Genomic DNA, 24148 nt, shown 5'->3' with positions numbered 1-24148 from the left:
CTGGTGGGCGCAAAACCAAAAACAGAGAGAATCATAAAAGCCAAGGCCTCAACGGCAAAGCTTAAAAACAATATATATCCATATACTTGTATTATACATGTTGACTGAGCGTGGCGATACTAGTATATGACATGTTCCAAAACCAAAAAGGAACATGATATGACACAAGCTATCGCACTGCTGACATTCGAGCCACGCGAATTAATACTGAAGCAGGGCGGATCGCGCAGCTGGGTTGCAAAAGCTGAGCGCGTGCAAGAATACCCGTATGTAGTGCTGGTACGAAATTTCAAGCACCCGTCTGCGCCACATGATGTTGAACATGGTGCGGTATTCCTGATCGGACGTATCTCTGGTGTAAGAGAAGTCGATGAGACGGCTGCCAATGGAAGGCCCAGAATTCAGATTGATATTTCCGAGTATGCTGAGGTCAATATCGCTGATGCATGGGGCAAGTCACAGAATCCCGTTTGGTTCACAGATTTTGAGACGCTAGGTGTGGATGTGTCCAAGCTGAAATTCCGATCAGTTCCTCCAAGGCAATTATCTGCAACAAAAGCAACGGACAAATCGGCTATCGTTGGTAAATATCGCGAGAGAATAGCCGAATTGTATCAGGTGTCTGTGCGGCAGATTGAAATCGCTATCAAGCTTTGAGCTTCTTCTAAGATCAGCTCCCGAAGCCTATATTATTTGAAATTTATTTGAAAACCATATGGAGATCGCAATGTATCCTCATGAAGAAGTAAAAAAATCTGACTATTTCAGGAAAGCTCTCGGTAATATGGTGAAGCATGGAGGCAAACTAGCCTCCATCCGCTTCGGGCTTACCGGCGACGGCGTTGCGCCGAATTACATGATTATTGATCCGCAAAATGGAAAGCACCCCTTCCACGGCAATGGTCATGGGCCATTCAAAGAGGCCCCTGGGAATCAGTTTGCGGATGATCGACTGGCTCCGGCCATGTCTTTTACAGACGTCCAACAGCAGATCCAAAGATGTATTTCAGACAGTAAATAGACCGTTACTGTTGCCCTAAGACAGCGGAATTTCTTCGCCGGTTCTGTCCATGAACTTGCCCGCGTTTTCAGCTGTTACCGTTGCGAGCACCTTGCGCATTTTGCGTACGGAATCATCGGCTTCATACTTGGCCCCGACGGGCAGCATGTCTGTCTTTGTCGGGCCGGGTCTCAGGGAAATGTAGGTGATGCCCTGTTCCTTGAGCGCGAGCCCGAGCGAAATTGTCACCGCATGCGCCGCCGCTTTGGTCGATGCGTAAACACAGTTACGGGCGGCAACCATATTGCTGAAGGTGCCAGCCTGGCTGCCCAAAGTGGCACCCACAGGATTGTCAGACAGTTTCAAATTCGGCACCAATAAATTTGTCAGCAGAGCAGGCGCAAGAACATTGATGTTAAAGGCGTCAGTCCATTCAGACCGATCAGCATCAAGGGCGGTTTTTGTATTATCACCCATAATGCCTGCATTGTTGATCAGCAGATCAACTTTTTGACCCTCCAGCTGGCGGGTAAAGGCTTTGCAGGAGGAAGGGTCAGCGACATCAAGCTGCATGATTTTTACATTGAGCCCGCGCAAATCACCGGCTTTATCCAAATCGCGGCAGGTCGCAATCACGTTCCAATCGTCTTTTGAATATTGCCGCGCGAATTCAAGGCCGAGGCCGCGATTGGCACCCGTGATAATGACTGTCTTCATAAAACTGCTCCCCTATCAGGCCAGGCTTTCATCCACCTTGGCGGGTTCGGGCGTAAAACCAGCGTCACGGATGGCATGAATTGCGCAAAACTCATCCTTGCGGAAATATCTCCGCTGATGCCCACAGACCCGACGGCAGCACCGTCTTCATCCATAATCAGCACCCCACCGGGAACCGGAATAAAGCGGCCATCAGATGCGGCGCTCAGGGCATTTGAGAAATTTGGCCGCGCGACCATACGGTCCCCAAGATCTCGGCTGGATGTTCCCATGCCCAAAGGACCATAGGCTTTGCCAAGAGCTATATTGTAGCGCAGAATGCCACAGCCATCTTCGCTTTTGAAGGCTATCGGAATGCCGCCACTGTCCAGCACAACAACGGTCAGGGGATCAAAATCCTGTTGCCGGGCGGTAGCCAAAGCACCATCAACAATGGCGCTGTCGGCGGCGAGGGAAAGGCTGCGTTTCACTTTCATGTGTCAGACTTTTGGATTGCCTGATCCACCTGCTCTACGGTCGTTGTGAAGTGTTTGTTCAACAGGCTGACAGCCAGTTCCGGATCACGGGCAACGGCTGCATCGGCTATTGCACGGTGTTCATCGGCCACATTGTTGCAGGCCTTGCCCAAGGTTAAACCGATGCGCCGATAACGCTCGATTTCGTCGAATAGTTTTTCGCAATACTCAACAAGCCGCTTTGATCGGCAGGCGCTGACCAGGCTGCTGTGAAAGGCGCGGTGCAATTTGTTCCAATGCTCCGCTTCGGCGGTGATTTGCAGATCTGCCGGGCGCTGCAGCCGTGAGATGCGGATGCAGCTTAGGAGGACAGTTTCCTCCCATTCCGCATCGCCATATTCAATGGATTCACGAAGCCCTGCTTCATTCAACATGCAGCGTGCGCGATTCAAATCCCATAATTCTTCAATGCTGGCGGATACAACAGAAAAGCCCCGGCGATCACTTTGTACAACCCAGCCCTCAGACGACAACCGGCTGAGGGCCTCGCGAATGGGGCTCAGGCCAACATCAAAGCGCTCAGCCAGATTTCTGGTCTTCAGCTTTGACTCTGCCGGAAGCATGCCATTCATAATATCCGCTCTGATCTGTTCATACACGTTTGATGTATGAGTCCGCTCGCTCTTCAAGTTCGACCAACCTTTTTCAATTCCGCTCTTCACCTGCGTTTATCACACAGACGTGTCGCAGACTACGCCATATCGGCTTGGGATTAGTGCCCATTCCCTGCTCTACCCCTGCTCTACCTGTCACACCTACTTTATTGGGTAACACAAAATGGCAAGAATTTTTATCGATAAAATATGCTTTACAGAATTTTTACCGATCATATGGTTTTGAACAATGCAGTCAGGAGGAGACTTTGCATGTGTGAACCGTCTGCTTTGGCTGTTTGCGTTATGCAGAATTATTCAATGAAACTGGTTTCGTTTTCACAATTTGATCGCACGGGCTTCGATCGCAGGGGCTTTGATCGCTCGGGCAATGGCGTTGCGCCAGCCTCTGGCTCCGCTCCCGAACACCTTGGATGGGTGCAGGAAGATCTGACCACTGTCCTGATTGTTAATCCCACTCTGACCGGCATGCCCGCATCCATGATGGAAGTGATTGCCGGCGGTGACGCCGCTGTGCAGAAGATCGCATCAGCAGCGGATCAGCTTCAATCCGTATCACTGGACGCCATCAACCTGCTGCCGCCACTGACAGATCCAAAGGGCATTTTTTGTGTCGGCCTCAATTATGCGGACCATGAACGGGAAGCGCCGGTGGCAGGGACTGATTACCCGACCATCTTTCTGAGACTGGCCCGCAACCAGATTGCGCATGGGCAAGCCATGGTGGCTCCCGGTTGCAGCCCGACGCTGGATTGGGAAGGCGAACTGGCTGCCATTATCGGCAAGCCGGGAAGAGCTGATCAGCTCTAATGGTTGATGATGGCCTGTCTGGCGTGTTCGCTGTCCTTTAACATCTGCATGAAGGTTTTCATGTGATCTGGAACCTTTGCAGATGCCCGATAGGCGTAGCCGGCAGTGGTTTCCCAGATGGGCTGCTTCAGTTTGATTTCCTGCAGGCCAATGGCATGAGCCAGCGGCAGCATCTGCGCCGGAACATGCGCAATATAACGACCACTTTTCAGACCCTGTAGCAGGCTGTGGATAGATGTCGTTTCAAATGCAATATGGGGCGGCTCCAGCCTGTTAGCGGCAAAGAAGGAAGAGATGCGCTCTGTTCCCACATAATCACTTTTCAGCACCATCCATGGATAATTGTGAATCATCAGGGCATCGACTTCGCTCTCTCTGGCCAGTGGATGACTTGGGTCAGCGATCAGCACGTGATGGATGTCGAACAGTTTCTGTTTGATGACTTCAGACCGGTTGGGGAAATCCAATGAAACACAGATCAGATCAAGCTCACCATTGATCAACTCCGGTACCAATGTGTCGATCACACCACCGATCAGCGAAATGTTGACGCCGGGCTGCTGCTCCTGAAACCGTGCCACAATGGGCGGTAATATGCTGACCAGCCAAACCGGACCGGCACCAATGCGCAACACGCTGGAATGGCCACCGCGCAGCCGATCAATCCGCGAAACCGCATGGCGGTATTCATTCTCCATAACTTTGGCATGCTGAAACAGGATTTCACCAAAATTGGTCAGCCGCACGCCTGTGGACACGCGGTCGAACAATTTCACCTCAAATTCTTCTTCGAGCTTCTGCATGCTCTTCGTCAGCGCTGGCTGACTGATATGCAGGATTTCAGCAGCTTTTGTGATGCTGTTGTTTTCTGCAACAACCAGAAAACTGCGTAGAAGCCGTGACTGCATGATGACCTTCCCAAAGCGTTTCTCAATGTTCTTTTGCCGGGTGTGCAATTCCCGGTAGTTATGAACATCGTAATTGTGCTGTGCCGTGACTTACAATCAAAGCCCATGACTACCAGTGACTATAGGCGATTTACCATTTCAAAAAACATATGGGAAGCAGATGGGAATAACCAAGCGTTATGGACGCGGCATAACAATGTATTGGACGCCCCCCGGTCCGTCACGCACCATTGCCGCAAAGGTCAAACGGTAAACACACATATGGAGGAGAGCCATGTCCGGCTATACAGAGGCCGCAAGCGGTCTTGTTTTTCATGAATTGAGCCATGAATGGGGCCATGGCGCACCCTCTCTTCCAGGGTTTGATGATGTTGTGATGTATCGCAGCGTGAAGCATGGTCAGCACGGTGTCATGGCACATCGAATGCGCATGGTCATGCATTCCGGGACGCATCTGAACTCCCCACTTCACATGATCCAGCAAGGTATTGGCGTTGGCGACATTGCCATGGAGCGTCTGTTTGGTAATGGCGTGGTTCTGGACATTCCCAAAGGTCAATGGGAGTTGGTAACAGCAGCCGATCTGGACGCGTTCTCGGATCGCGTCAACGAAGGTGATCTGGTGGTGATTGTCACCGGCTGGCACCGCAAATATTCCGACAGTCTTGAGTATTTTGGCGACGGGCCGGGCCTCTCCATCGAGGCCGCTGAATGGCTTGTGGCAAAAAATGTTGGCCTTGTGGCTGTAGACACGCCGCAGGTGGACCATCCTCTGGCCACCTCACTTGGACCACATCGCGGCGGGCCGCTGATGAACCGCCTGGTGGCAAAATATCAGGACGGCACGGGCAAAGATCCGAAGGTCGAGCACCCTGTGTGGAATGGCGCGCACAAGGTTCTGCTGAGTGCCGGTATTCCAACCATCGAAAATGTCGGCGGTGATGTGGATGACATGCTGGGCAAAACAGCCCTGATGCATGCCCTGCCCTGGAACTGGAAAGAAGGCGATGCCTGTCCTGTTCGTCTGGTGGCAATCACAGACCCCAATGGAAACTATCGCATTGACGCAGGCGCTGCAGCATAGCGCCGGGAGGATATCATGGCTGAAACAGAGACAAAAAACGGACTTCGCTACTACAATCTGTCGCACCGCTGGGGGCATGGCATGCCAGAATGGCCTTCCAGCCCCGGCATCAATGTGGGCGTAAAGAAATTTCATGCCAAGGACGGTGTTTATGTCACCGAATTTGAGGGGATCATGCACCGCGGCACCCATGTGGATGCCCCACTCCATGTCACTGAGAATACGCCGACGCTGACGGGTTATCCGGTCAGCACGTTTTTCGGCACCGGCGTTGCGGTTTCCATTCCAAAAGGAAAATGGGAAGTGATCACGGCCGAGGATCTGGAAAACGCGACGCCCAAAATTCAAAAGGGCGATATCGTGATGATCAATACCGGCATGCATCACAAAATGGCGGATACGGATGAGTATTATGCCTACTCGCCCGGCCTTTATGCCGAGGGTGCTGAATGGCTTGTTGAAAAAGGCGTCAAGATGGTCGGCGTTGATGTACAGGCCAATGACCACCCGATGGCGACCAAATTGGTCGATCATGGTCTTGGACCCACACATCCGCATCTGATTGAGGAATACAAGGACTATACCGGCCGCGATGTGAAGGAAGATTTCCCGAACTGGGAAGCTGCACATAAAATTCTGATGGTGAAGGGTGGCATTCCCGGCATCGAGAATGTGGGCGGTGAACTGGATATGGTTACCGGCAAACGCTGCACCTTCATGTCGTTTCCATGGCGCTGGCCAGAGGGCGAGGGCTGCGGCGTGCGCGTCATGGCCGTGATTGATCCGGACCAGTCCTTCCGCATTCCAACAGGAGCCTGATATGAGCGAGATCACCCCGACCCTGCGTGACCCGCTTTCCATGTTTCAGGTGAAAGACAAGGTCGCTATCATCACTGGTGCATCCGGTGCCTTTGGCCGCGCCTGCGCCCTGACCCTTGGATCTTTGGGCGCCAAGCTTGTGCTGGTGTCTGGCTCTGAAGCGGAACTGGCTGCCGTGCTGGCTGAAGTAAAAGACGTCGGCGGCGACGCTGTTACCATCAAACGTCGGCCCAATTCACTGGAAGACGCAGAAGCCATTCGTGATTTCGCTCTGGAAACCTATGGCCGCATTGACCAGTTGGTGATTGCATCCGGCTACAACAAGGCCGGTTTTATCCAGGACATGGATTACGAAGACTGGCAGGCGGTCATGGATGCCAATGTGCGCGGCGCCTGGTTTATGGCCAAGGCGGTCGGCAGTTACTGGATTGAAAACGCGATCAAAGGCAAGATGCTGATGATGTCGTCGGTTCGCGGACGCCATGGCAATGTCTCCGGCTACACTGCCTATTGCACGTCCAAGGGTGGATCGGATGCGCTGACCCGTGTGTTGGCCACTGAATGGGGGCAATATGGCATCACCGTCAATTCCATTGCACCAACCGTCTTCCGCTCCAAACTGACAGCGTGGATGTGGAGCGATGATCCGGTGGGACAGGCAACACGCAAACGTTCACTAGCGCGTATTCCACTTGGCCGGTTGGGCGAAGCGGAAGATTTGATGGGTATGGCGCTGTATCTGCTCTCGCCTGCCTCCGATTTCTGTACCGGCCAGATCATGTATGTGGACGGTGGATTCACAGCGGGATAGAGCCATGTCAAAAACCTCAAACATTACCATCATTGGTGCCGGGCTGATGGGCCATGGCATTGCCCATGTATTGGCGGCAGCTGGCCATCCGGTCAAAGTGTTTGATCGCTCAGCGGAGGCTCTTGCGAGTCTTCCTGAACGCCTTGCCAAATTGTGTGATCTGCTGAGCGTTGATCCCGCAATCAATGATCGCATCACCACTCATAGCAATCTGGCAGAAGCGGCAACAGGCGCAGATTTTGTGATTGAGGCCGCGGCGGAAAATCTGGAAATCAAGCAGTTCATTGTTGCCGAACTGGAAGCCGTGGTTGAGCCCACTTCAATTATCGCGTCGAATACATCAGCCCTGCCGATCACCAGAATTGCAGCCAGGGCAAGCAATCCTGAGCGCATTGTCGGAACCCATTTCTGGAACCCGCCTCATCTTGTCAAGCTTGTGGAAGTGGTGCAGGCGGAAAAAACCAGTCTGAAGACCATCAAGCGGACTTTGGCGCTTTTATCTGATGCGGGTCATCACGCTGTGCATGTGCGCAAGGATATTCCCGGCTTCATCGGCAACCGTCTTCAGCATGCGCTGAAACGCGAAGCCATTGCGCTTGTTGCCAACGGTATTTGCGATGCGGAAACGGTGGATGATGTGGTGAAGCACGGCTTTGGCAAAAGGCTGGCCGTGCTGGGGCCTCTGGAACAATCCGATCTTGTCGGCCTGCCGCTGACGAAAGCCATCCATGAAACGCTGATGCCCGATCTGGATCGCACCGACACTGTGCACCCGTATCTGGAGCAGCGGATTGCCGACGGGCATATCGGCATGGCCAGCGGAGAAGGCTTTCGCACCTGGACAGAAGAAGAAGCCAATGCGTTGCGTGAGCGGCTGAACAATTTCCTCGTCGCACAAGCCGACACAAAGGCGACGACCAACAAAAAGGACTGACGCATCACCGGATTTTTCGGGCGCGTATTCAGACAATAAGGAACAAAATATGTTGCAGGTCACACGGTTCGATACGGCCAAACCCTATGATGCCAAAAAACATTTCGGCATGTCGGCCGTGCGTCTGCAGGGACAGGGTGTTTCTGATCTGGAAAATTATTGGGTTGGATTTTCAACCTTTCTGCCTGGCGGCGGTGCTGAACAGGGATCTGCACCAACGGCCAAGGTTTATGTGGTGCTGGACGGGGAAATTACGGTGACCACGGCTGAGGGCGACACGGTGCTGGAGAAATATGATTCCTGCTATCTGCCGCCCAATCTGGAACGCTCAATCGAGAACAAGACCAATCATGTGGTCCAGATGCTGGTGATATCCCCAAACTGACAAAAACTAAAAAATCTGTGGTGATCCGGTTTTAGTGGATCAACCGGGAACAGAATGAAAATCAAAAAACGGAGGAGACTGAAATGAAGAAAACACTCTTGAGACATGCGGTTCCAACGGCGCTCACTGGAGCTCTGGCCGCCCTGATGGCCCTCAGCGGGCCTGCGAATGCGCAAACTGTGGAACTGAAACTTGCGCATTTTCTGCCAACGGCCAATGGCATGCATTCAGATTTCATGGAGCCATGGGCGCGGGATCTGGAAGCCTGCAGCGAAGGCGCGGTTAAAGTCACGATCTTTCCGGGCGGTACGCAATTGGGCAATCCGGGCAAGATCTATGATGCGGTGCGTGCCGGTGCAGTGGATATCGCTCAGGGTCTGAGCGGCATTCCAGGCGGGCGCTTTGAACGCACCCGAATTGCAGAGCTGCCGTTTATTTTTGACAGCGCTGACGAAGCAACACGGGCGATCTGGTCTGTCTTTCCCGAGCATCTGGAAGCGGAGTTCCCGGATGTCAAAATTCTGGCGATCCATGCCCATAATCCAGGTCAGGTTCACACCACAGAAAAGCAGGTGAAAACCACCGATGATCTGCAGGGATTGCGCTTGCGCTTTCCAACGGCAGCGGCCTCGGCCATGATTTCCGCTCTTGGCGGCAATCCGGTTGGTCTGCCACCTGGCGCGGTTTATGAAAACGCCGAAAAAGGTGTGATCGATGGTGCGGTATTCACGTGGGATACAATGGCCTCGTTCAATCTGGCTGAAGTGATGAAGTATCATCTGGATGCAAAGGCCTATGTGACCACATTCTGGTTCGGTATGAACCAGCGCACTTATGATGAGCTGTCAGACAAGGTCAAAGCCTGTGTTGATGGGCAATCCGGTGAGGCGCTGATTGCCAAATTCGGTGACTGGTGGAATGCGTGGGACAAGGCAGGATATGACCGCGTTGTTGCTGAAGGCCATGATATCACCACCCTGTCTGACGAAGAACGCGCCAAATGGGCAGCAACTCTGGAGCCCATGGTCACCGCGTTCATTGCTGATCTGGAAAGCAAGGGCATCGATGATGCGCAAGAGATCTATGACAAGCTGAAGGCCTTTGCAGATGCGCAATAAAGACACAGCGGAACACAGCATCTGTGTCTGACCCCATAGTTGATACGCGCGCGCTTGATGGAAATCCTGGCGGGCGCGTGTTCACAAAGCTGATCATCTTTCTGTCCTTCGCTGCCATCTCCATTTCCATGGTGATGACAGTGGGGGATATTCTCGTGCGTCTGGCCGCCTCGATTGCTGAGATGCTGTCCGGCCAGCGTCCCAAATGGGGCCTGTTTGGTCTGGTCGATCTCACCCAGCTTGCCATGATGAGCGCTGTGCCGCTTGCCATTGCCGCCGCCTTCTTTCTGAACGCCCATATCCGCATCGATCTGATTTTCAATCTGATGTCGCGCAAGGGTCGCCGTTTGTCTGCTGCGTTGTCAGCCCTTATTGGCGGCACTGTATGCGGCTTGTGCTTGTGGACAGCCTGGGGTGAAATGCGAGGCCAACTGGATTTCACCACCACATCAGCAACGCTTGGCATTCCCTACACTTGGTATTGGGCTCCGCTTATCCTTGGCTTTGCCGTGTCTTTGCTGGCCTGTGTCCTGGGTCTTTATCAGGCGTTTCGTCCAGACCACCCCAGAGAAACTGTGCCCCGTGATGAGTGATCCCATCATCGGCCTTCTCGGTTTTCTACTCTCGCTGGTTCTGATTGCATTGGGTGTGCCCGTTGCCCTGTCTCTGGGTTTTGTGGGCATTGCCGGCTACGCTTTTACCAACGGGCTTTATGGCGCGTTGTTCATTATCGGGTCTGGCCCGTTTGAAGCGATTTTTCCCTATTCCCTGTCTGTCATTCCGTTGTTTTTGATGATGGGCGTTTTTTCATCACGGTGTGGTCTTTCGACAGATTTGTTTCAGGCAGCCAATGCCCTTGTGGGCCGCTTTCGCGGCGGACTTGCCATTGCCACCATCTGTGCCTGTGCCGGGTTCGGGGCCATTTGTGGCTCGTCACTGGCAACCGTTGCTACCATTGGCCGGGTGGCGCTGCCGGAAATGCGCAAGGTTGGCTATGATGACCGCCTTTCCTCTGCCAGCATTGCAGCCGGCGGAACACTTGGTGTGATGATCCCGCCAAGCATTCTTTTGATCATTTATGGATTGTTGACCGAGCAATCGATTGGCAAGCTGTTTTCAGCGGCCATCCTTCCCGGCCTTCTGGCAACAGCGCTTTATGCGCTAACCGTCGTTCTATCTGTAAAACTCAATCCCGGTCTTGTGGGAAGCCTGCCACCAGCCTCTGCGACGTCGCGCTGGAAGGCGGTTCGCAAGGCCTGGCCGGTTGCGGCCATGTTCGCAATTGTCATCGGCGGCATTCAGGCGGGTGTGTTTTCGCCAACAGAGGCGGCAGCGGTGGGTGCCGCTGGCGCTGTTTTGCTGGCTGTTGCGCGGCGGTCTTTGAACCGCTCCTCCCTTGCCTCCGCCATGCAGGAAACTGTTGAACTGACCGGCATGATCTTCTTCATCATTATTGGTGCCGCGCTGTTCAACTTCTTCATTGAGACAACCGGCCTGCCGCAATATCTGATTGCCACTGTGGAAGCTAGTGGCCTGCCTGCGTTCGGCATTTTGCTGATGATCATTCTGTTCTATCTGGTGCTGGGCTGCTTCATGGATTCCATGTCCATGATCATGCTGACCATTCCCTTTGTCTTCCCTTTGATATCAGCGCTCGGGTTTGACCCGATCTGGTTTGGTATTCTGGTGGTAACGGTTGCTGAGCTTGGTCTGATTACACCGCCTGTGGGCATGAACCTGTTTGTCATGCAGGGCGTTTCCCGCGATCTCTCCTCGGCCACTGTAATGAGGGGGATTGTGCCCTTTATCATTGCCGACACGGTGCGGTTGGCGCTTTTGATCTTTGTACCCGCCATCACGCTGTATCTGCCTTCTCTTGGCTAGAAGACCGGATGCCTGTTGACCTGAAATATTATATATGAATACTTGATCCATATACGAATGACAGCAAGCGGAGCGACGATATGGATCTGGGATTACGCGACAGGGTGTTTCTCATCACGGGCGGCGCTTCCGGTATAGGCGCTGCGATCAGCAATTGTATTGCGCGCGAGGGCGGCATTGCTGTGGTCCTGGCCCGCTCGGCTCCTGCTGACGGGTTTTTGGATGGGCTGCAAAGCAACAGTCCGCAATCACGTGTGATCCGTTGTGAACTCACCGATGACAGCCAGTGTGCGGCAGCCATTGCGCAGACGCTTGAGGCTTTCGGGCAAATTGACGGACTGGTGAACAATGCCGGCGCCAATGACGGGATCGGTCTTGATGCCGGGCCGGATGCCTTCCGCGCCTCCATTGAGCGCAATCTGACCCATTATTACACGATGGCGCATCTCTGCCTGCCGCATCTGAAAACCAGTAAAGGTGCCATCGTCAATATTTCCTCCAAAACAGCCATCACCGGTCAGGGTGGCACATCTGCCTATTGTGCCGCCAAAGGCGCGCAATTGAGCCTGACCCGCGAATGGGCAGCGGATCTGGCGCAGCATGGCATACGGGTTAATGCCGTCATTCCCGCTGAGTGCATGACGCCGCTTTATGAACGCTATCTTCAATCCCTGGGAGATCCGGAAGCTGAATTGCAGAAGATCACACAGCGCATTCCATTGGGCAACCGCATGACAGAGGCCGATGAACTGGCAAATATGGTGGCGTTTGCACTGTCAGACAAAGCAGGCCATACAACAGGCCAATGGTTGTTTGTGGATGGTGGTTACACCCACCTCGATCGGGCCATCACCGGATCATAGCCATCCGCACATTGCGGCCAATTTCTGAAGGATAAACACATGCTGAAAAATATCGATCCTCTGCTCAATCCGGATATCCTTTATGCGCTGGCCTCGATGGGGCATGGCGATACGGTGACCATCTGCGATTCAAATTTCCCGGCAACTTCTGTGGCTGCAGATACGATTACAGGTGAAGCTCTGCCCTTGGCGGTTGATCTGACAACTGCGCTCGCAAGCATTCTTTCCGTCTTTCCCATCGACACATTTGATCTTGAGATTCCTCCGGTTCAGGGCATGCAGGTCGTTGGTGCGCCGGACGAAGTGCCACCCTGCATGCAGGAATGCGCACCGCTGGTTGAAGCCGAAGGCAGCAAAATCAGCCTTGTTGAACGCTATGCCTTTTATGAGATCACAAAAAAATCATTTGTCGTCATCCACACGCTCGAAACACGGCCTTACGGCAATCTGGTTATCCGCAAGGGTATCATCATTTAGAGGGCTGACAGGCTTTCAGACCTGCATTCGACGTACGTTGTTGCGACGTCAGATCGTCATCAAGCGGGGATGTATAAGATGCTGGCTACCCGCACCCTTTTGCCAACTGATCTTGATCTGATTTGCCGACACCGGGTTGCCATGTTCACCGATGGGGGCAGACGTGCACCGAAATGAACAAGCTTCTTTAGGCTATGAGTGCAAGGGTCCGCCCGCATTGCCTTACGCGCTCTATTTAACTTGATATCTGTTCTTTCTGCGTCCAGCGCGCGGGTGTCGGCGGATAGTGGATTCCCCTAAGAGGCGGGAAATCCTGATAGCGCGCCTGCCTTGCTTCCCGTGTTTGCTCGGGCTCTTGTCCCGCTTTCAGCAATTTACCCTTTGGCTTGGCATAGGATGAAATCTCCCGTTTCGGGTTTTCCCGCCAACCCAGATTGAACGCTGCACGCACCGGAAAGAAGCACATATAGGAATAGGGCAGATGATCATGGACCCACCATGCAAGGTCCTGCCAGTTGCGTCCTTGTTCAAACTGGTCTGCAAACCAGGGCACAACAATGCTGGTAGAGGCGCCCATATTGCCATCCGCGTCGCGCCTGTCCCAGATATGGGCGGCGAAATTGGCTTCGTTAGACGCACAGTTCAGATTATTGGCATTGCCAAAGCCGTTCACATCGCAAGACCGGAAGGCTGAACGGATGATCACATTGCCAAAAGTTTCAAACAGCGGGTCCAGTAAGTCCTGGCAAAGCCGCTCACCTGCGGATACTGCCAAATCCACATCGCTCGGCATGTTTGGAATTGCATGAAAATTGCCAATTTCCGAATAGAGGAAATCCCGCATGAAGAAATGTTTGGAGAGGCGCACACGCCCCAGCGTTTCAAGGCTTTTGAGACTTTTCACAAAACTAGATCTCTGATTGGTTGCCAGACATTTTTCCAGTCTATGGCACGTTTTGTTTTATGAAAACATTAGATGAAGCTGATCGCCTCATGTGCTGCATCAATGTTATGTCCAAACCGCATTGAACGTACAGCCCGCCGTAAAGGTGTCATCTGATGGATTCTGGGAATATACCCGAGAACGACGGCATGCGATGTGGGCGTATAACCGGTCTTGTCGAAATGCTCCCATCGTCGTCCTCGGATTTATTCCGTGGACCCGGCCACGGCCCAGAAATAACAATGGTCCAACCAGCTTAAACAACCGAAAAGTACAAGTGTCGCTTCGGCACAGGCGCACGAAGCCAGACCAGTCTGACAGTGCAGATTGAGACTTCTCAAAGCCTTCAGTCCACCTGCTCCAGATCTTCAATGCGCCGCGTCCCTCTCCTTCCACAATCGCTTCATGGCAGACAGTGAAAGCCAGAACTCCCAAAGATAAAGGGCTGCTCATGCTTGCGCGAAACCGCCCCTTTTTATTTGGTATTGTCAGACTGTATGCCGCTTAGCGGCCAATCAGCGCATCCATTTCCCTGGCAACACGGCCCTGATCGTTGAGCTGCCATTCAGGCGTTGGCACCTGACCACGATCGCCTCCGACAACAGAGTTATGCTCGGAACCTGCAACATCAAACATGGCGGAATACAGCAAACCGTCAGGTCTCAGTTGCGTTTCACAGGGTCTGGACTGCCTTCAGAGGTGACATAGAGTTCAACGTCATTTGCGTCACACAGATCGACGATATTCTGGGGCGGCATCAAATCCGTCACAAACACGTCCAGTTCTGCCAGAGTGGCAACCAATGCCGGGGCCCGGCGGCTGAACTTCATGGCATCGGCGACCAGAATTGTGGTCCGGGCCTGGGCCAGAATGGTTTTCGTCACCTGCACTTCGCGATGATCAAAATCCAGCAAGGCACCATCTTCGTCTATGGCTGACACACCAATGACAGCGAAATCGACTTTGAACTGACGAAACATATCCATGGCCGTTGCGCCAACAATGCCGCCATCTGACTTGCGCAAGGTGCCACCGGCAATGGTCAGATTAACACCGCTCGCATCTGCCAGAATATTCGCAACATTCAGATTATTGGTGATCACCATCAGATCATTGTGGCGCTTCAGCGCTTGCGCAACCTGCTCAGTGGTCGTGCCGATATTCAGGATGATCGAGGTCTCATCATTGATCAGAGACGCGGCTTTTCTGGCGATCGCCTGTTTGGCATCCGACGCCATGCTGCGACGGGACAGATAGGCAATATTGCTGACAGTCGAGGGGTAAATCGCGCCGCCATGAATGCGTTGCAACAGGCTCATGGCACACAAATCATTCAAATCCTTGCGAATGGTTTGCGGACTGACATCAAAGGATTTTGCCAAGGAATCCACCTCGACACGCCCTTCCTGGCGTGCGCGCTCAACAATATCACTCTGACGTGGATGAAGTACCGGCATTGATGTCCTTTACAGCCCGTTGGCACCCATAAAGGGTCCATGCTCTCATAGAGGATTGGTCGATCCGAAAGAAGCACTAATGCTGAGTATCACAATCAGGCAGGCATAAATGTCTACTGTCTCGATTCAATAGACCTTGGCATTTTCAAGAAATTTCAACGTGGTTTTTCCCGGTCTCTGCCTCGTGACTCGGCAGTGATGGTGGAGGCTATAACTGCCAATTCAAGGGCATAGCGCGGGATGGAAATGCTTGTGATTATTTGGACCAGTACGTGATTGAGTAGCAGGGCCCCATGGCGCCGGGCCAGTGAAACTCTATTCCCGATTTGTTGGGTCATTTGATAGAAATTTCTCCATATTTGGCAAACATAGTGGTGAGACTCTTCCAAAATTCCGGTGTAAACTCGACGAATTCGTATGAATTGCGCAACTTAAACATGAGGCACCGATTATGACGAAATACTCTTTAAAATGCGGGTTGAGCGCCCTGGCGATGAGCTTTGTTCTGGCAACCGGCGCTATGGCGCAAAGTGTTGTAAATGTTGGCGCATTCGGCGCTGACGCGAACCAGCTAGACCCGCATTTGTCCGGTGGTGGCCAAGACCGCGCATTGTTTGGGTATGTATTCAATGGTCTGACACGCTTTCCACCCGGCTCCATGGATCCGACCAGGATTGAACTGGATCTGGCAACCTCAATTGAGGGCAGTGATGATGGTCTTGTATGGACCATACAACTGCGTGATGACGTGCAGTTCCACCACGGATATGGTCAGCTGACATCGGCTGATGTTGTGTACTCGCTTGATCGGGTGCGCAATCCCGAAACGTCAGCCTTTGCCTCCGCATTCTCCGCGATTGAAAGCGTTGAGGCTGTGGACGATATGACGGTCAAGATCACGCTGAAAGAGCGTGTGCCAACATTTATGGGGATGCTTGCCAATCCGGCGGGCGGCTTCATCATATCGAAAAAGGCCGCTGAGGAACTGGGCGAGGATGTCAAAGCCGCCATGATCGGCACTGGCCCGTTTCAGTTTGAAACCTATACGCCGAAAGTGCAGACGGTGTTGAGTGGCAACGCTGGCTATTTCCGCGGTGCTCCGAAGCTGGAGCAAATCAATTACCGCTACATTCCATCGGACAACGCCCGCGAGCTGGCCTTTGCAGCTGGCGAGATTGACCTGTTTTACGGCCGCCGCGAACAGGATTGGGTGGAGCGGGTCAAAAATCAGTATGCCAAAGATCTGGACGTGCTGATTTTCAGCCCCAGCCAGTCACGCATGCTGCATTTGAACCAAAGCGTTTCGCCACTGGATGACCTTCGTGTGCGACAAGCTGTTGCCCATGCCATCAACCGCGATGAATTTCAGGTGCTGATCGGTCAGGACATCACAAAGCAATTGTTCGCTCCGGTACCAAGCGGGTTCCTTGGCCAGGCATCTGATCTGCCGCGCTATGAATTCGACCCGGACAAATCCAAAGCCTTGCTGGCAGAAGCCGGGTATCCCGATGGGGTTTCCATCAAAGTCCCGACAACCCAGATCGCGTCGCTCAAAGTTCCCTTTGAATTGATCATGGAACAGATGCGCCGGGTTGGTATCAATCTGGAAGTGGACTTTGTTGATCACCGGGCCTGGCATGGTCTGATCCGCAAGGATGAAAGCCCGATGGTGATTTATGGCGCTGCGCCGTTCCCTGAATCTGATGCTTTCCTGACACCGTTCTTCGCATCTTCATCGATTGTTGGCACGCCCACCGGCCAGACCAACTTTTCGCATTGCAATGTCGCTGATGAGGAGATTTCTGCGGCCCGTATTGCAGCCGATCCTGCGCTGCAACTTGCGTCCTGGGAAGCGGCACAACAAAAGATCATGGAAGAACTATGTGTGGTTCCAATCTTTGAACTGATGCAGGTCTGGGGCAAACGTAAATCGCTTGATCTGGGTTATGAGTTGACCGGTACCCTGAACCTTGGGCCTCCCATCACCGAAACCACTCATTTTGCCCAGTAGAGACGAGCGCTATACATGAGTGCAATGGACAAGTGGGCGGGGCGTTATCGTGCCCCGCTCTATATTTTGCGGCGACTGTTGTCGGCCATTCCCACCCTGCTCGCCGTGCTGACAGTCATTTTCTTTGCCATCCGCACATTGCCTGGTGATCCGGCCCTTGCGATCCTTGGCGATTCCGCGACCGATGCGGCCATTGCGGGCCTGCGTGAAAAGCTGGGCCTGAACCTGCCGGTTTGGCGTCAATATCTTGATTTCCTTGGCGGCCTTCTGCGTGGTGATCTGGGCACCTCGCTGGTTTACGGGCGCGGCGTTCTGTCGGAATTGCTGCGTGTGCTGCCCTACACGCTGGCCCTGACACTGGCCTCCATTCTGATTGGCACACTCATCGGCGTTCCACTTGGCATTATCTCCGCGCTGCACCGCAACCGGTTCATCGATTATGTCACGCGGGTGCTCTCACTTCTGGGGTTTTCATTCCCGGTCTTTTACGCCGGTATCATGCTGATTCTGATATTTGCTGTCTGGCTCCCCTGGTTCCCGGTCATCAGCTCGACCACAGGGGGGTTGGGCAGTGCCCTGCATGGGCTGGTATTGCCCGCTGTTGCCGGATCTCTGGGGTTAATCGCCATGATTACGCGCGCCAGCCGGTCATCACTTCTGGAAGTGCTGGGAGATGATTACATACGGACCGCGCGCGCCAAGGGATTGCCGGAGAAGGTCGTGCTTTACCGTCATGCCCTGCGCAACGCGCTGATCCCCGTTGTCACTGTAATCGGGCTTTATTTTGCACTCATCATCGGCAATTCAGTGCTCATCGAAACAGTCTTCACCCGTCCCGGTCTTGGCTCATTGATTATCGGCTCGCTGGATAATCGCGATTATCCGATGGTACAGGGCCTGCTGGTCGCCTATGCGGCGATTGTTATTGTCGTCAACCTTTTGACCGATCTGACCTATTCAGTCATTGATCCCCGCATCGGCCAGTCATGAACGGAACGCCGCCATGAGCGCAGCAGGAGCCACCAAAGGCGGGCTGATTCAGACGTTTAATCGCAACAAACTGTCCTGGGTGGGTATGGTGTTGTTCGCAATCCTGTGCGCAGTTGCATTCCTGGCACCATTCATTGCGCCCTACGGCCCGATTGACCAAAGCGTGATGAACCGTATGCGCCCGCCCTCTGCGGAGTATCTGTTCGGCACTGATGCCTTTGGACGCGATCAGTTTTCCCGTGCTCTTTATGGCGCGCGCATCTCGCTGACGGTCGGCGTCGTCTCCGTTTTGCTGGGCATGAGTATTGGCGGGTTACTGGGTGTTCTTGCAGGCTATTTTGGAAAGCGGATTGACGCGGTGGTGATGCGCACCATGGATGTGCTGCTGTCATTTCCAACACTGATCACCGGCATTGTTATCGTGGCATTGCTGGGTCCGTCACTGACCAATGTAATTGTCGCCATTACTGTCACGCTGATTCCGAAATTCGCGCGCATTGCCCGCGCACCGACCCTTGCGGTGAAAGAACGGGCCTATATCGAAGCATGCCGGGCGATGGGATTTTCCCATACGCGCATTATCCTGTTTCATATCGTGCCGAACATCCTGACAGAAATTCTCGTCATGGCATCCTTGTGGACCGCAAACGCGATCATGATTGAGGCTGGCTTTGCATTTCTGGGGCTTGGTGTAAGGCCGCCAACACCCACCTGGGGCGGCATGATTCGTGAGGGGTTCGAACACATCTTTCAGGCACCGTGGATGTCCATTTTTCCAGGCTTGTGCATTTTGCTGGCTGTTCTGTCCTTGAACCTCATCGGCGACGGTCTGCGCGACGCGCTTGACCCTCGGCTGAAACAGGTGAGGGATATGGGATGACCGACCCGATTCTCGCGGTTCGCGATTTAACCACCAGCTTTTACATTGGCGGAGAATGGCATCCTGCGGTGCGCGGCGTCTCTTTCGATCTTGCGCGCAATGAAACCCTTGCCATTGTCGGCGAAAGCGGCTGCGGCAAATCAGTGACCGTGATGTCAATCATGCGGCTTTTGCCGGAAGCAGGCAGCCGGATTGAAGGCGAAGTATTGCTCAATGGTGTGCCGATTGGCGCGGATGCGGAGGCCATGCAAAAGCTGCGCGGCGATCAGATGGCCATGATCTTTCAGGAGCCCATGACCGCCCTCAACCCGGTTCTGCGTGTCGGTTATCAGGTGGCGGAACCTTTGATGCAGCATCGCAGTCTGAGCCGTGAGGCTGCACTGGATGAGGCTGTCCGTCTGCTGGAGCTGGTTGGCATTCCATCCGCCAAAAGCCGCGCCAGAGAATACCCGCATCAGTTTTCCGGCGGAATGCGCCAACGGGTGATGATAGCAATGGCACTGGCCTGCGAGCCGGCAGTGCTGTTTGCCGATGAGCCGACGACAGCACTGGATGTGACAATTCAGGCGCAGGTCCTGAGCCTTTTGGAGGATCTGCGCCACGACAAGGGAATGGGTCTGTTACTGATCACCCATTCCATGGGTGTTGTTGCCGCTGTGGCTGATCGTGTGGCCGTGATGTATGCTGGTGCGATTGTCGAGACCGGTCCGGTGGACAAGATATTTGCCGGTCCCATCCATCCCTATACAGAAGGTCTGTTACGATCCATTCCGCGCCCGGACCGCGATGCCAAGGATATCTACTCCATACCGGGCACAGTACCCTCGATTGACAAAATGCCGAAAGGCTGCCGGTTCGCACCTCGCTGCCCGCTCAAGATCAGCCGTTGTGAAACCGACGATCCCGTGCTGGTTGAAATGACACCGGGCCACTCCGCCGCCTGTCTGGTGCGCGCAGGTGAAACACCATGAGCGTTCTTGAAGTCGAAGGGCTGAAGAAGTATTTTCAAACCCGTGTCGGCGCTTTTGGCGGCAAGCCGGTCAGCGTGCGGGCCGTGGATGGTGTGTCATTCCATATTGAAGCCGGAGAAGCCTTTGGCCTTGTCGGAGAATCCGGCTGCGGCAAATCTACAGTCGGCCGGGCGGTACTGCATCTGATCCAACCGGATGAAGGGCGCGTCGCGCTGCATGGTCAGGATTTGTTGCAATTGCAACCGGCAGCGTTGCGCGCGCTGCGCCCGAAAATGCAAATGATCTTTCAGGATCCTTATTCATCTCTCAATCCAAAGCAAAAGGTGGGGGCGGCGCTTGCCGAGCCAATTCGTGTGCATGGCCGTGGGTCCGGCGAGGAAGCTGACCGTATTGTGGCGGACCTGCTGCAGGAGGTGGGACTGCCACCGGAAGCGGCCAACCGTTACCCACACGAGTTTTCCGGCGGACAACGCCAGCGCATTGCCATTGCACGCTCCCTGACGCTTGATCCGGACCTTATCATCGCCGACGAGGCCGTCAGCGCGCTGGATGTTTCTATACAGGCACAAATCCTGAAACTGCTCAGCGATATCATGCAACGGCGCGGCCTGTCGTTTCTGTTCATTTCCCATGATCTTGGTGTGGTGCGGGTATTCTGCAAACGGCTGGCAGTGATGTATTTGGGCCGGATTGTGGAAAGCGGCCCTGTGGGTCCGGTATTCGATGCGCCGCTGCACCCTTACACCCAGATTTTGCGCGCTGCTTCGCCGATCCCCGATCCATCGGCCCGTACGGCGCTGGTGCGGTTGAGCGGCGAAATCCCGTCAGCCTCCAATCCGCCGCCTGGCTGCCATTTCCATCCGCGCTGCCCCTTTGCGACGGATCTGTGCCGCACCGTAACGCCGAAAACCACAGAGCCGGTGACCGGGCGGCAAGTCGCCTGTCATCTTCACGATCCGGCGCAGGCAGACGCCATGCGCGCTACGCAACACCTGGCGGCAAAGGAGCTGTTTTTCCCATGAGCAGAGAAATTGTCTATTTTCATTCCCTCTCATCACCCTGGGCCTATCTTGGCGGTCCACGCTTTCATGATATCGTGCGCAAGCACGATCTTAAAGTGGTGCTACGCCCGACAACTGTTCTGACGGAAAATGGCGGCATTCCTCTGCGAACACGTCCCTCTGCGCGACAGGAATACCATGAGTTGGAACTGGATCGCTGGCGCAAATATCTGGATATGCCGCTTGTCTTGCGCCCTGCGCATTACCCTGCGAACCCGGAATTTTCCGCGCGCATGGTCATTGCTGCCGATACTTTGGGATGGGACGCATTACGACTGAGCCACGCCTTGCTGCGCGCATTGTGGTCGGAGGAACGCGATATCCTTGATACAGAAACGCGTATCGATGTTGCCGTGGCCCAGGACATGGATGGCGTACGTCTGGCCGAGATGCAGGACACTCCGGACATTGTCGCTCTTTGGGAAAAGAGCCATGCGGAAGCCAGCGAAGCCGGGGTCTTCGGCACGCCGACTTATGTTCTGGATGGAGAGCGTTTCTGGGGGCAAGACCGTCTTGAGTTTCTGGACCGACGCCTGTCTGAATAGGCTTCAACCGAATTCAACCTACAGCATTTGCGGTGCCCTTTCGGGCATCGCGGACCTTGATTGATGCTTCACTATTCCAGAAAGCACTCTGTGCCCGCCGCTTTACCATATCCGGCTTGCCTTTCCACAATCTGCGTGGGAAAAACGCCCATGATTTCTGACCCTTCCACCGAATCTGCTCCATCGTGGCAGCAGAGCTTCCAGACCGTTGCAATAACATTGCTGACGGCAGCGTTTGGTGCTGGCGCAGCTTATTGGTTCGGGGCTCCCGCGCCCTTTCTGATCGGGTCATCCCTGGCCGTGACATGCGTTGGCTTGTTCGGGATGAAGGTCAATGTTCCAAGGCATCTGCGCGATATGTGCTTTGTCATAATCGGCCTCACCATGGGGGCAGGTGTCACGCCGGATGTGGTTGAGACGGCAAAGCAGTGGCCGCTGAGTTTTTTAATCCTGGGCCTATCACTGGTTGTGATCATTGTGGGATGTCGCTGGCTGCTGCAAAAATTCTGGCATTTTGACCCGATGACGGCTCTGCTCTCGGTTGTTCCTGGCCATTTGAGCTACGTTCTTGGCCTGTCGGCCCAGACCAGTGGCGACCTGACATCCATCAGTGTCATTCAAAGTCTGCGTCTTCTGGCTCTGACCATACTAGTGCCGTTTGCTGTGGTGCTGATCGGACTTGAGGCTGACGCCGTGGCTGCCCAAGCAGCCATCATGCCACTGACCATGTTTGGGCTGAGCCTCATCATGTCTTTTGCGATAGGCTATGTTTTCAACCGGCTCCGCCTTCCGGCAGCCTATCTTCTGGGTGGGCTGATCTGGTCCACCGGAAGCCACATTACCGGTGCCATTGACGGGACGGTGTCTCCCTATGTGGCGATACCTGCGTTTATTACACTGGGCGCCTTGATCGGCACCCGGTTTTCCGGGGTGACACTGGCCCAGTTGAAGCGCGCATTTGCAGCCGGGGCTGTGGTGACTTTGGCAGCTTTTAGTATTTCGGCGTTCGCTGCCTGGTGCGTGTCTTTATTCATTGACGCGCCATTCAGCCATCTGTTGATTGCATTTGCACCTGGCGGGGTGGAAACCATGTCGGCCATGGCGGTGTCTCTGGATGCTGACCCGGCCTTTGTTGCCGCCCACCATGTGATGCGGCTTTTCATCCTGACATTTCTTGCCCCTATCATGCTGGGTATGGCGCGGCGCAGCTCGAAAAATGACCTTTAGCTGCGCAAACGGAAACACATATGTGTTGCATAGTGCTTACTCCCGGCCTTCGAAAAAGACCCGAGAGCGGGGCCATGTATGACGGGTCAAAAATTACGAACCGCTGCAAAAATACATCACACAACCTCAACAAGAAAAAAGCAGTTACAAAACCGCTTTGATTACTTGACGTGCCCTTCGTCAAACGGTCTATTGCGGGAAAGAAGGAATTATCTTTATGCCAAAGTCTCACTGGTTGTTATCCTCAACAGCACTTGTAAGTTTGATTGCACAGCCGCTTGTTGCTGCCGATCTTGAGAACTCTCAGCCTTTGCCCGGTCCCAAGCCAGCCGTCTCCGAGTTGAATAGCAAGTTTGACATCCGCTGGAATCATATGTTCGGCGTTGAATCCGTTGCAGCTGTTGGCTCAGTTTCCATCCCCTTGTCCTTTTCTTGGGGCGCGCAGTTCGACGGAATGCTCGGAATCGTCGACGGTGACTTTGCAGGTGGTGGCGCGGCACATCTTTTTTGGCGCGATCCTGATACCGCATTGCTGGGCCTCTACGGAGAGTTTGCGCACGCATCTGCTGATGGCGGGGGCGACCAAACCAGAGTGGGTGTAGAGACAGAATTTTATATTGATCGCTTGATGTTATCAGGTTTGGCCGGTTACCAATTCGGCGACTTGGGAGAAGGATTTTTCTCCAAGACCAGTCTGTCCTATTTTGCTGATGATAATCTGCGGCTCTACGTGCAGCACAAATACTTGCCGGGCGACGTTGATCATATTGGATCTGTCGGTGGCGAATGGCTCACGCCGATTAATGACAACAGCCTTTCATTGTTCGGTGAAGCCTCCTTCAGTGAAGATGACATTGGTGGTCAGGTCGGAGTGCGAATCTATTTTGGTCCTCAGAAACCATTGATCGACCGCATGAGAGAAGACGATCCAGTCGATCATTTCGATTTGTTTTTAGCGGCAGCGTCTGATGCTACTGGCAGTTATGAAGATAAAGATGGATTTATAGCAGAATAGATATCCAAACTATCTTCTTCATATGCTGAGGCTTAGAATTCATTAAACACACCATATGGCGGCGTTTTTTCGGCGCCATGAAGCAGGTTGGTTCATCGTAACATGATAT

27 protein-coding genes and 1 pseudogene are annotated in these 24148 nt (G+C 53.8%); 21 read left to right on the top strand and 7 right to left on the bottom strand.

The window, feature by feature from the left end; translation table 11 throughout:
- Positions 1-159 precede the first annotated feature (159 nt).
- Positions 160-657 (top strand): hypothetical protein, encoded by a 498-nt coding sequence (locus RAL91_RS04650; protein WP_306260163.1) that lies wholly within the window; start codon positions 160-162, stop codon positions 655-657.
- Between the two features lie 70 nt (positions 658-727).
- Positions 728-1021, top strand: coding sequence for a hypothetical protein (locus RAL91_RS04645; RefSeq protein ID WP_306260161.1), 294 nt, complete (start codon positions 728-730; stop codon positions 1019-1021).
- Between the two features lie 15 nt (positions 1022-1036).
- On the opposite strand, the gene RAL91_RS04640 is transcribed toward RAL91_RS04645, so the two are convergent.
- The 3 genes and pseudogenes from RAL91_RS04640 to RAL91_RS04630 form a co-directional block, all read right to left on the bottom strand.
- Positions 1037-1717, bottom strand: a complete 681-nt coding sequence (locus tag RAL91_RS04640) for an SDR family NAD(P)-dependent oxidoreductase (protein WP_306260159.1) — start codon at positions 1715-1717, stop codon at positions 1037-1039.
- 15 nt (positions 1718-1732) lie between these two features.
- Positions 1733-2193 (bottom strand): annotated as a pseudogene (locus tag RAL91_RS04635) (heme-binding protein).
- Positions 2190-2831, bottom strand: coding sequence for a GntR family transcriptional regulator (locus RAL91_RS04630; RefSeq protein WP_306260158.1), 642 nt, complete (start codon positions 2829-2831; stop codon positions 2190-2192). The pseudogene RAL91_RS04635 and the gene RAL91_RS04630 overlap by 4 nt, the downstream one beginning before the upstream one ends.
- Positions 2832-3098: 267 nt before the next feature.
- Here RAL91_RS04630 and RAL91_RS04625 point away from each other — a divergent pair, with 267 nt between their 5' ends.
- Entirely contained in the window at positions 3099-3656 is a 558-nt protein-coding gene (locus RAL91_RS04625) for a fumarylacetoacetate hydrolase family protein (protein ID WP_306260156.1), read from the top strand.
- Here the strand turns inward: RAL91_RS04625 and RAL91_RS04620 are convergent.
- Positions 3653-4564, bottom strand: a complete 912-nt coding sequence (locus RAL91_RS04620) for a LysR family transcriptional regulator (RefSeq protein ID WP_306260154.1) — start codon at positions 4562-4564, stop codon at positions 3653-3655. The genes RAL91_RS04625 and RAL91_RS04620 overlap by 4 nt on opposite strands.
- Before the next feature lie 274 nt (positions 4565-4838).
- Between RAL91_RS04620 and RAL91_RS04615 the strand changes: the two genes are divergently transcribed.
- The 10 genes from RAL91_RS04615 to RAL91_RS04570 all read left to right on the top strand — a co-directional run bounded on the left by RAL91_RS04615 (position 4839) and on the right by RAL91_RS04570 (position 12939).
- A complete protein-coding gene (locus RAL91_RS04615) occupies positions 4839-5648 on the top strand; it encodes a cyclase family protein (protein WP_306260152.1) in 810 nt (269 codons plus the stop codon).
- A 15-nt stretch (positions 5649-5663) separates the two neighbouring features.
- Positions 5664-6467, top strand: coding sequence for a cyclase family protein (locus tag RAL91_RS04610; RefSeq protein WP_306260151.1), 804 nt, complete (start codon positions 5664-5666; stop codon positions 6465-6467).
- Between the two features lies 1 nt (position 6468).
- Positions 6469-7278 (top strand): SDR family NAD(P)-dependent oxidoreductase, encoded by an 810-nt coding sequence (locus RAL91_RS04605; protein WP_306260149.1) that lies wholly within the window; start codon positions 6469-6471, stop codon positions 7276-7278.
- A gap of 4 nt (positions 7279-7282) precedes the next feature.
- Positions 7283-8212, top strand: coding sequence for a 3-hydroxyacyl-CoA dehydrogenase family protein (locus RAL91_RS04600; protein WP_306260146.1), 930 nt, complete (start codon positions 7283-7285; stop codon positions 8210-8212).
- A gap of 49 nt (positions 8213-8261) precedes the next feature.
- Positions 8262-8597 (top strand): cupin domain-containing protein, encoded by a 336-nt coding sequence (locus tag RAL91_RS04595; protein ID WP_306260144.1) that lies wholly within the window; start codon positions 8262-8264, stop codon positions 8595-8597.
- An 83-nt stretch (positions 8598-8680) separates the two neighbouring features.
- Positions 8681-9715 (top strand): TRAP transporter substrate-binding protein, encoded by a 1035-nt coding sequence (locus tag RAL91_RS04590; protein WP_306260142.1) that lies wholly within the window; start codon positions 8681-8683, stop codon positions 9713-9715.
- 23 nt (positions 9716-9738) lie between these two features.
- The gene (locus RAL91_RS04585) at positions 9739-10308 is read left to right on the top strand and encodes a TRAP transporter small permease (protein ID WP_306260140.1); all 570 of its coding nucleotides are present in this window, start codon (positions 9739-9741) and stop codon (positions 10306-10308) included.
- Positions 10301-11599: a TRAP transporter large permease gene (locus RAL91_RS04580; protein ID WP_306260138.1), complete on the top strand. Its 1299-nt coding sequence runs from the start codon at positions 10301-10303 to the stop codon at positions 11597-11599. The genes RAL91_RS04585 and RAL91_RS04580 overlap by 8 nt, the downstream gene beginning before the upstream one ends.
- A gap of 80 nt (positions 11600-11679) precedes the next feature.
- Positions 11680-12462 (top strand): SDR family oxidoreductase, encoded by a 783-nt coding sequence (locus RAL91_RS04575; RefSeq protein WP_306260136.1) that lies wholly within the window; start codon positions 11680-11682, stop codon positions 12460-12462.
- A 39-nt stretch (positions 12463-12501) separates the two neighbouring features.
- Positions 12502-12939: an RbsD/FucU family protein gene (locus RAL91_RS04570; RefSeq protein ID WP_306260134.1), complete on the top strand. Its 438-nt coding sequence runs from the start codon at positions 12502-12504 to the stop codon at positions 12937-12939.
- Between the two features lie 235 nt (positions 12940-13174).
- Here the strand turns inward: RAL91_RS04570 and RAL91_RS04565 are convergent, their stop codons facing one another.
- From RAL91_RS04565 to RAL91_RS04555, 3 genes are all read right to left on the bottom strand, one after another.
- Complete coding sequence (locus tag RAL91_RS04565) at positions 13175-13783, bottom strand: hypothetical protein (protein ID WP_306262779.1); 609 nt, start codon at positions 13781-13783, stop codon at positions 13175-13177.
- A 603-nt stretch (positions 13784-14386) separates the two neighbouring features.
- Positions 14387-14518 carry a hypothetical protein gene (locus RAL91_RS04560; protein ID WP_306260132.1) on the bottom strand — a complete coding sequence of 44 codons (132 nt, stop codon included), beginning with the start codon at positions 14516-14518 and terminating at the stop codon, positions 14387-14389.
- 26 nt (positions 14519-14544) lie between these two features.
- A complete protein-coding gene (locus RAL91_RS04555; protein ID WP_306260130.1) occupies positions 14545-15339 on the bottom strand; it encodes a DeoR/GlpR family DNA-binding transcription regulator in 795 nt (264 codons plus the stop codon).
- Between the two features lie 451 nt (positions 15340-15790).
- Here RAL91_RS04555 and RAL91_RS04550 point away from each other — a divergent pair, with 451 nt between their 5' ends.
- The 8 genes from RAL91_RS04550 (at position 15791) to RAL91_RS04515 (ending at position 24039) form a co-directional block, all read left to right on the top strand.
- Positions 15791-17350 (top strand): ABC transporter substrate-binding protein, encoded by a 1560-nt coding sequence (locus tag RAL91_RS04550; protein ID WP_306260128.1) that lies wholly within the window; start codon positions 15791-15793, stop codon positions 17348-17350.
- A 24-nt stretch (positions 17351-17374) separates the two neighbouring features.
- Positions 17375-18340 carry an ABC transporter permease gene (locus RAL91_RS04545; protein ID WP_306260126.1) on the top strand — a complete coding sequence of 322 codons (966 nt, stop codon included), beginning with the start codon at positions 17375-17377 and terminating at the stop codon, positions 18338-18340.
- Positions 18341-18353: 13 nt separating this feature from the next.
- A complete protein-coding gene (locus RAL91_RS04540) occupies positions 18354-19220 on the top strand; it encodes an ABC transporter permease (RefSeq protein WP_306260124.1) in 867 nt (288 codons plus the stop codon).
- On the top strand, positions 19217-20191 hold the full coding sequence (locus RAL91_RS04535; protein WP_306260122.1) for an ABC transporter ATP-binding protein: 975 nt from the start codon (positions 19217-19219) through the stop codon (positions 20189-20191). The genes RAL91_RS04540 and RAL91_RS04535 overlap by 4 nt, the downstream gene beginning before the upstream one ends.
- A complete protein-coding gene (locus RAL91_RS04530) occupies positions 20188-21213 on the top strand; it encodes an ABC transporter ATP-binding protein (RefSeq protein WP_306260120.1) in 1026 nt (341 codons plus the stop codon). Before RAL91_RS04535 ends, RAL91_RS04530 begins: the two co-directional genes overlap by 4 nt.
- Complete coding sequence (locus tag RAL91_RS04525; RefSeq protein ID WP_306260118.1) at positions 21210-21797, top strand: 2-hydroxychromene-2-carboxylate isomerase; 588 nt, start codon at positions 21210-21212, stop codon at positions 21795-21797. The genes RAL91_RS04530 and RAL91_RS04525 overlap by 4 nt, the downstream gene beginning before the upstream one ends.
- A gap of 150 nt (positions 21798-21947) precedes the next feature.
- On the top strand, positions 21948-23024 hold the full coding sequence (locus RAL91_RS04520; RefSeq protein ID WP_306260116.1) for an AbrB family transcriptional regulator: 1077 nt from the start codon (positions 21948-21950) through the stop codon (positions 23022-23024).
- A 217-nt stretch (positions 23025-23241) separates the two neighbouring features.
- On the top strand, positions 23242-24039 hold the full coding sequence (locus tag RAL91_RS04515) for a hypothetical protein (RefSeq protein WP_306260114.1): 798 nt from the start codon (positions 23242-23244) through the stop codon (positions 24037-24039).
- Positions 24040-24148 lie beyond the last annotated feature (109 nt).

Origin of the sequence: Pararhizobium sp. IMCC21322 (assembly GCF_030758295.1) — a bacterium.
GTDB lineage: Bacteria > Pseudomonadota > Alphaproteobacteria > Rhizobiales.
This window is presented reverse-complemented; position numbering and strand designations above follow the sequence as displayed.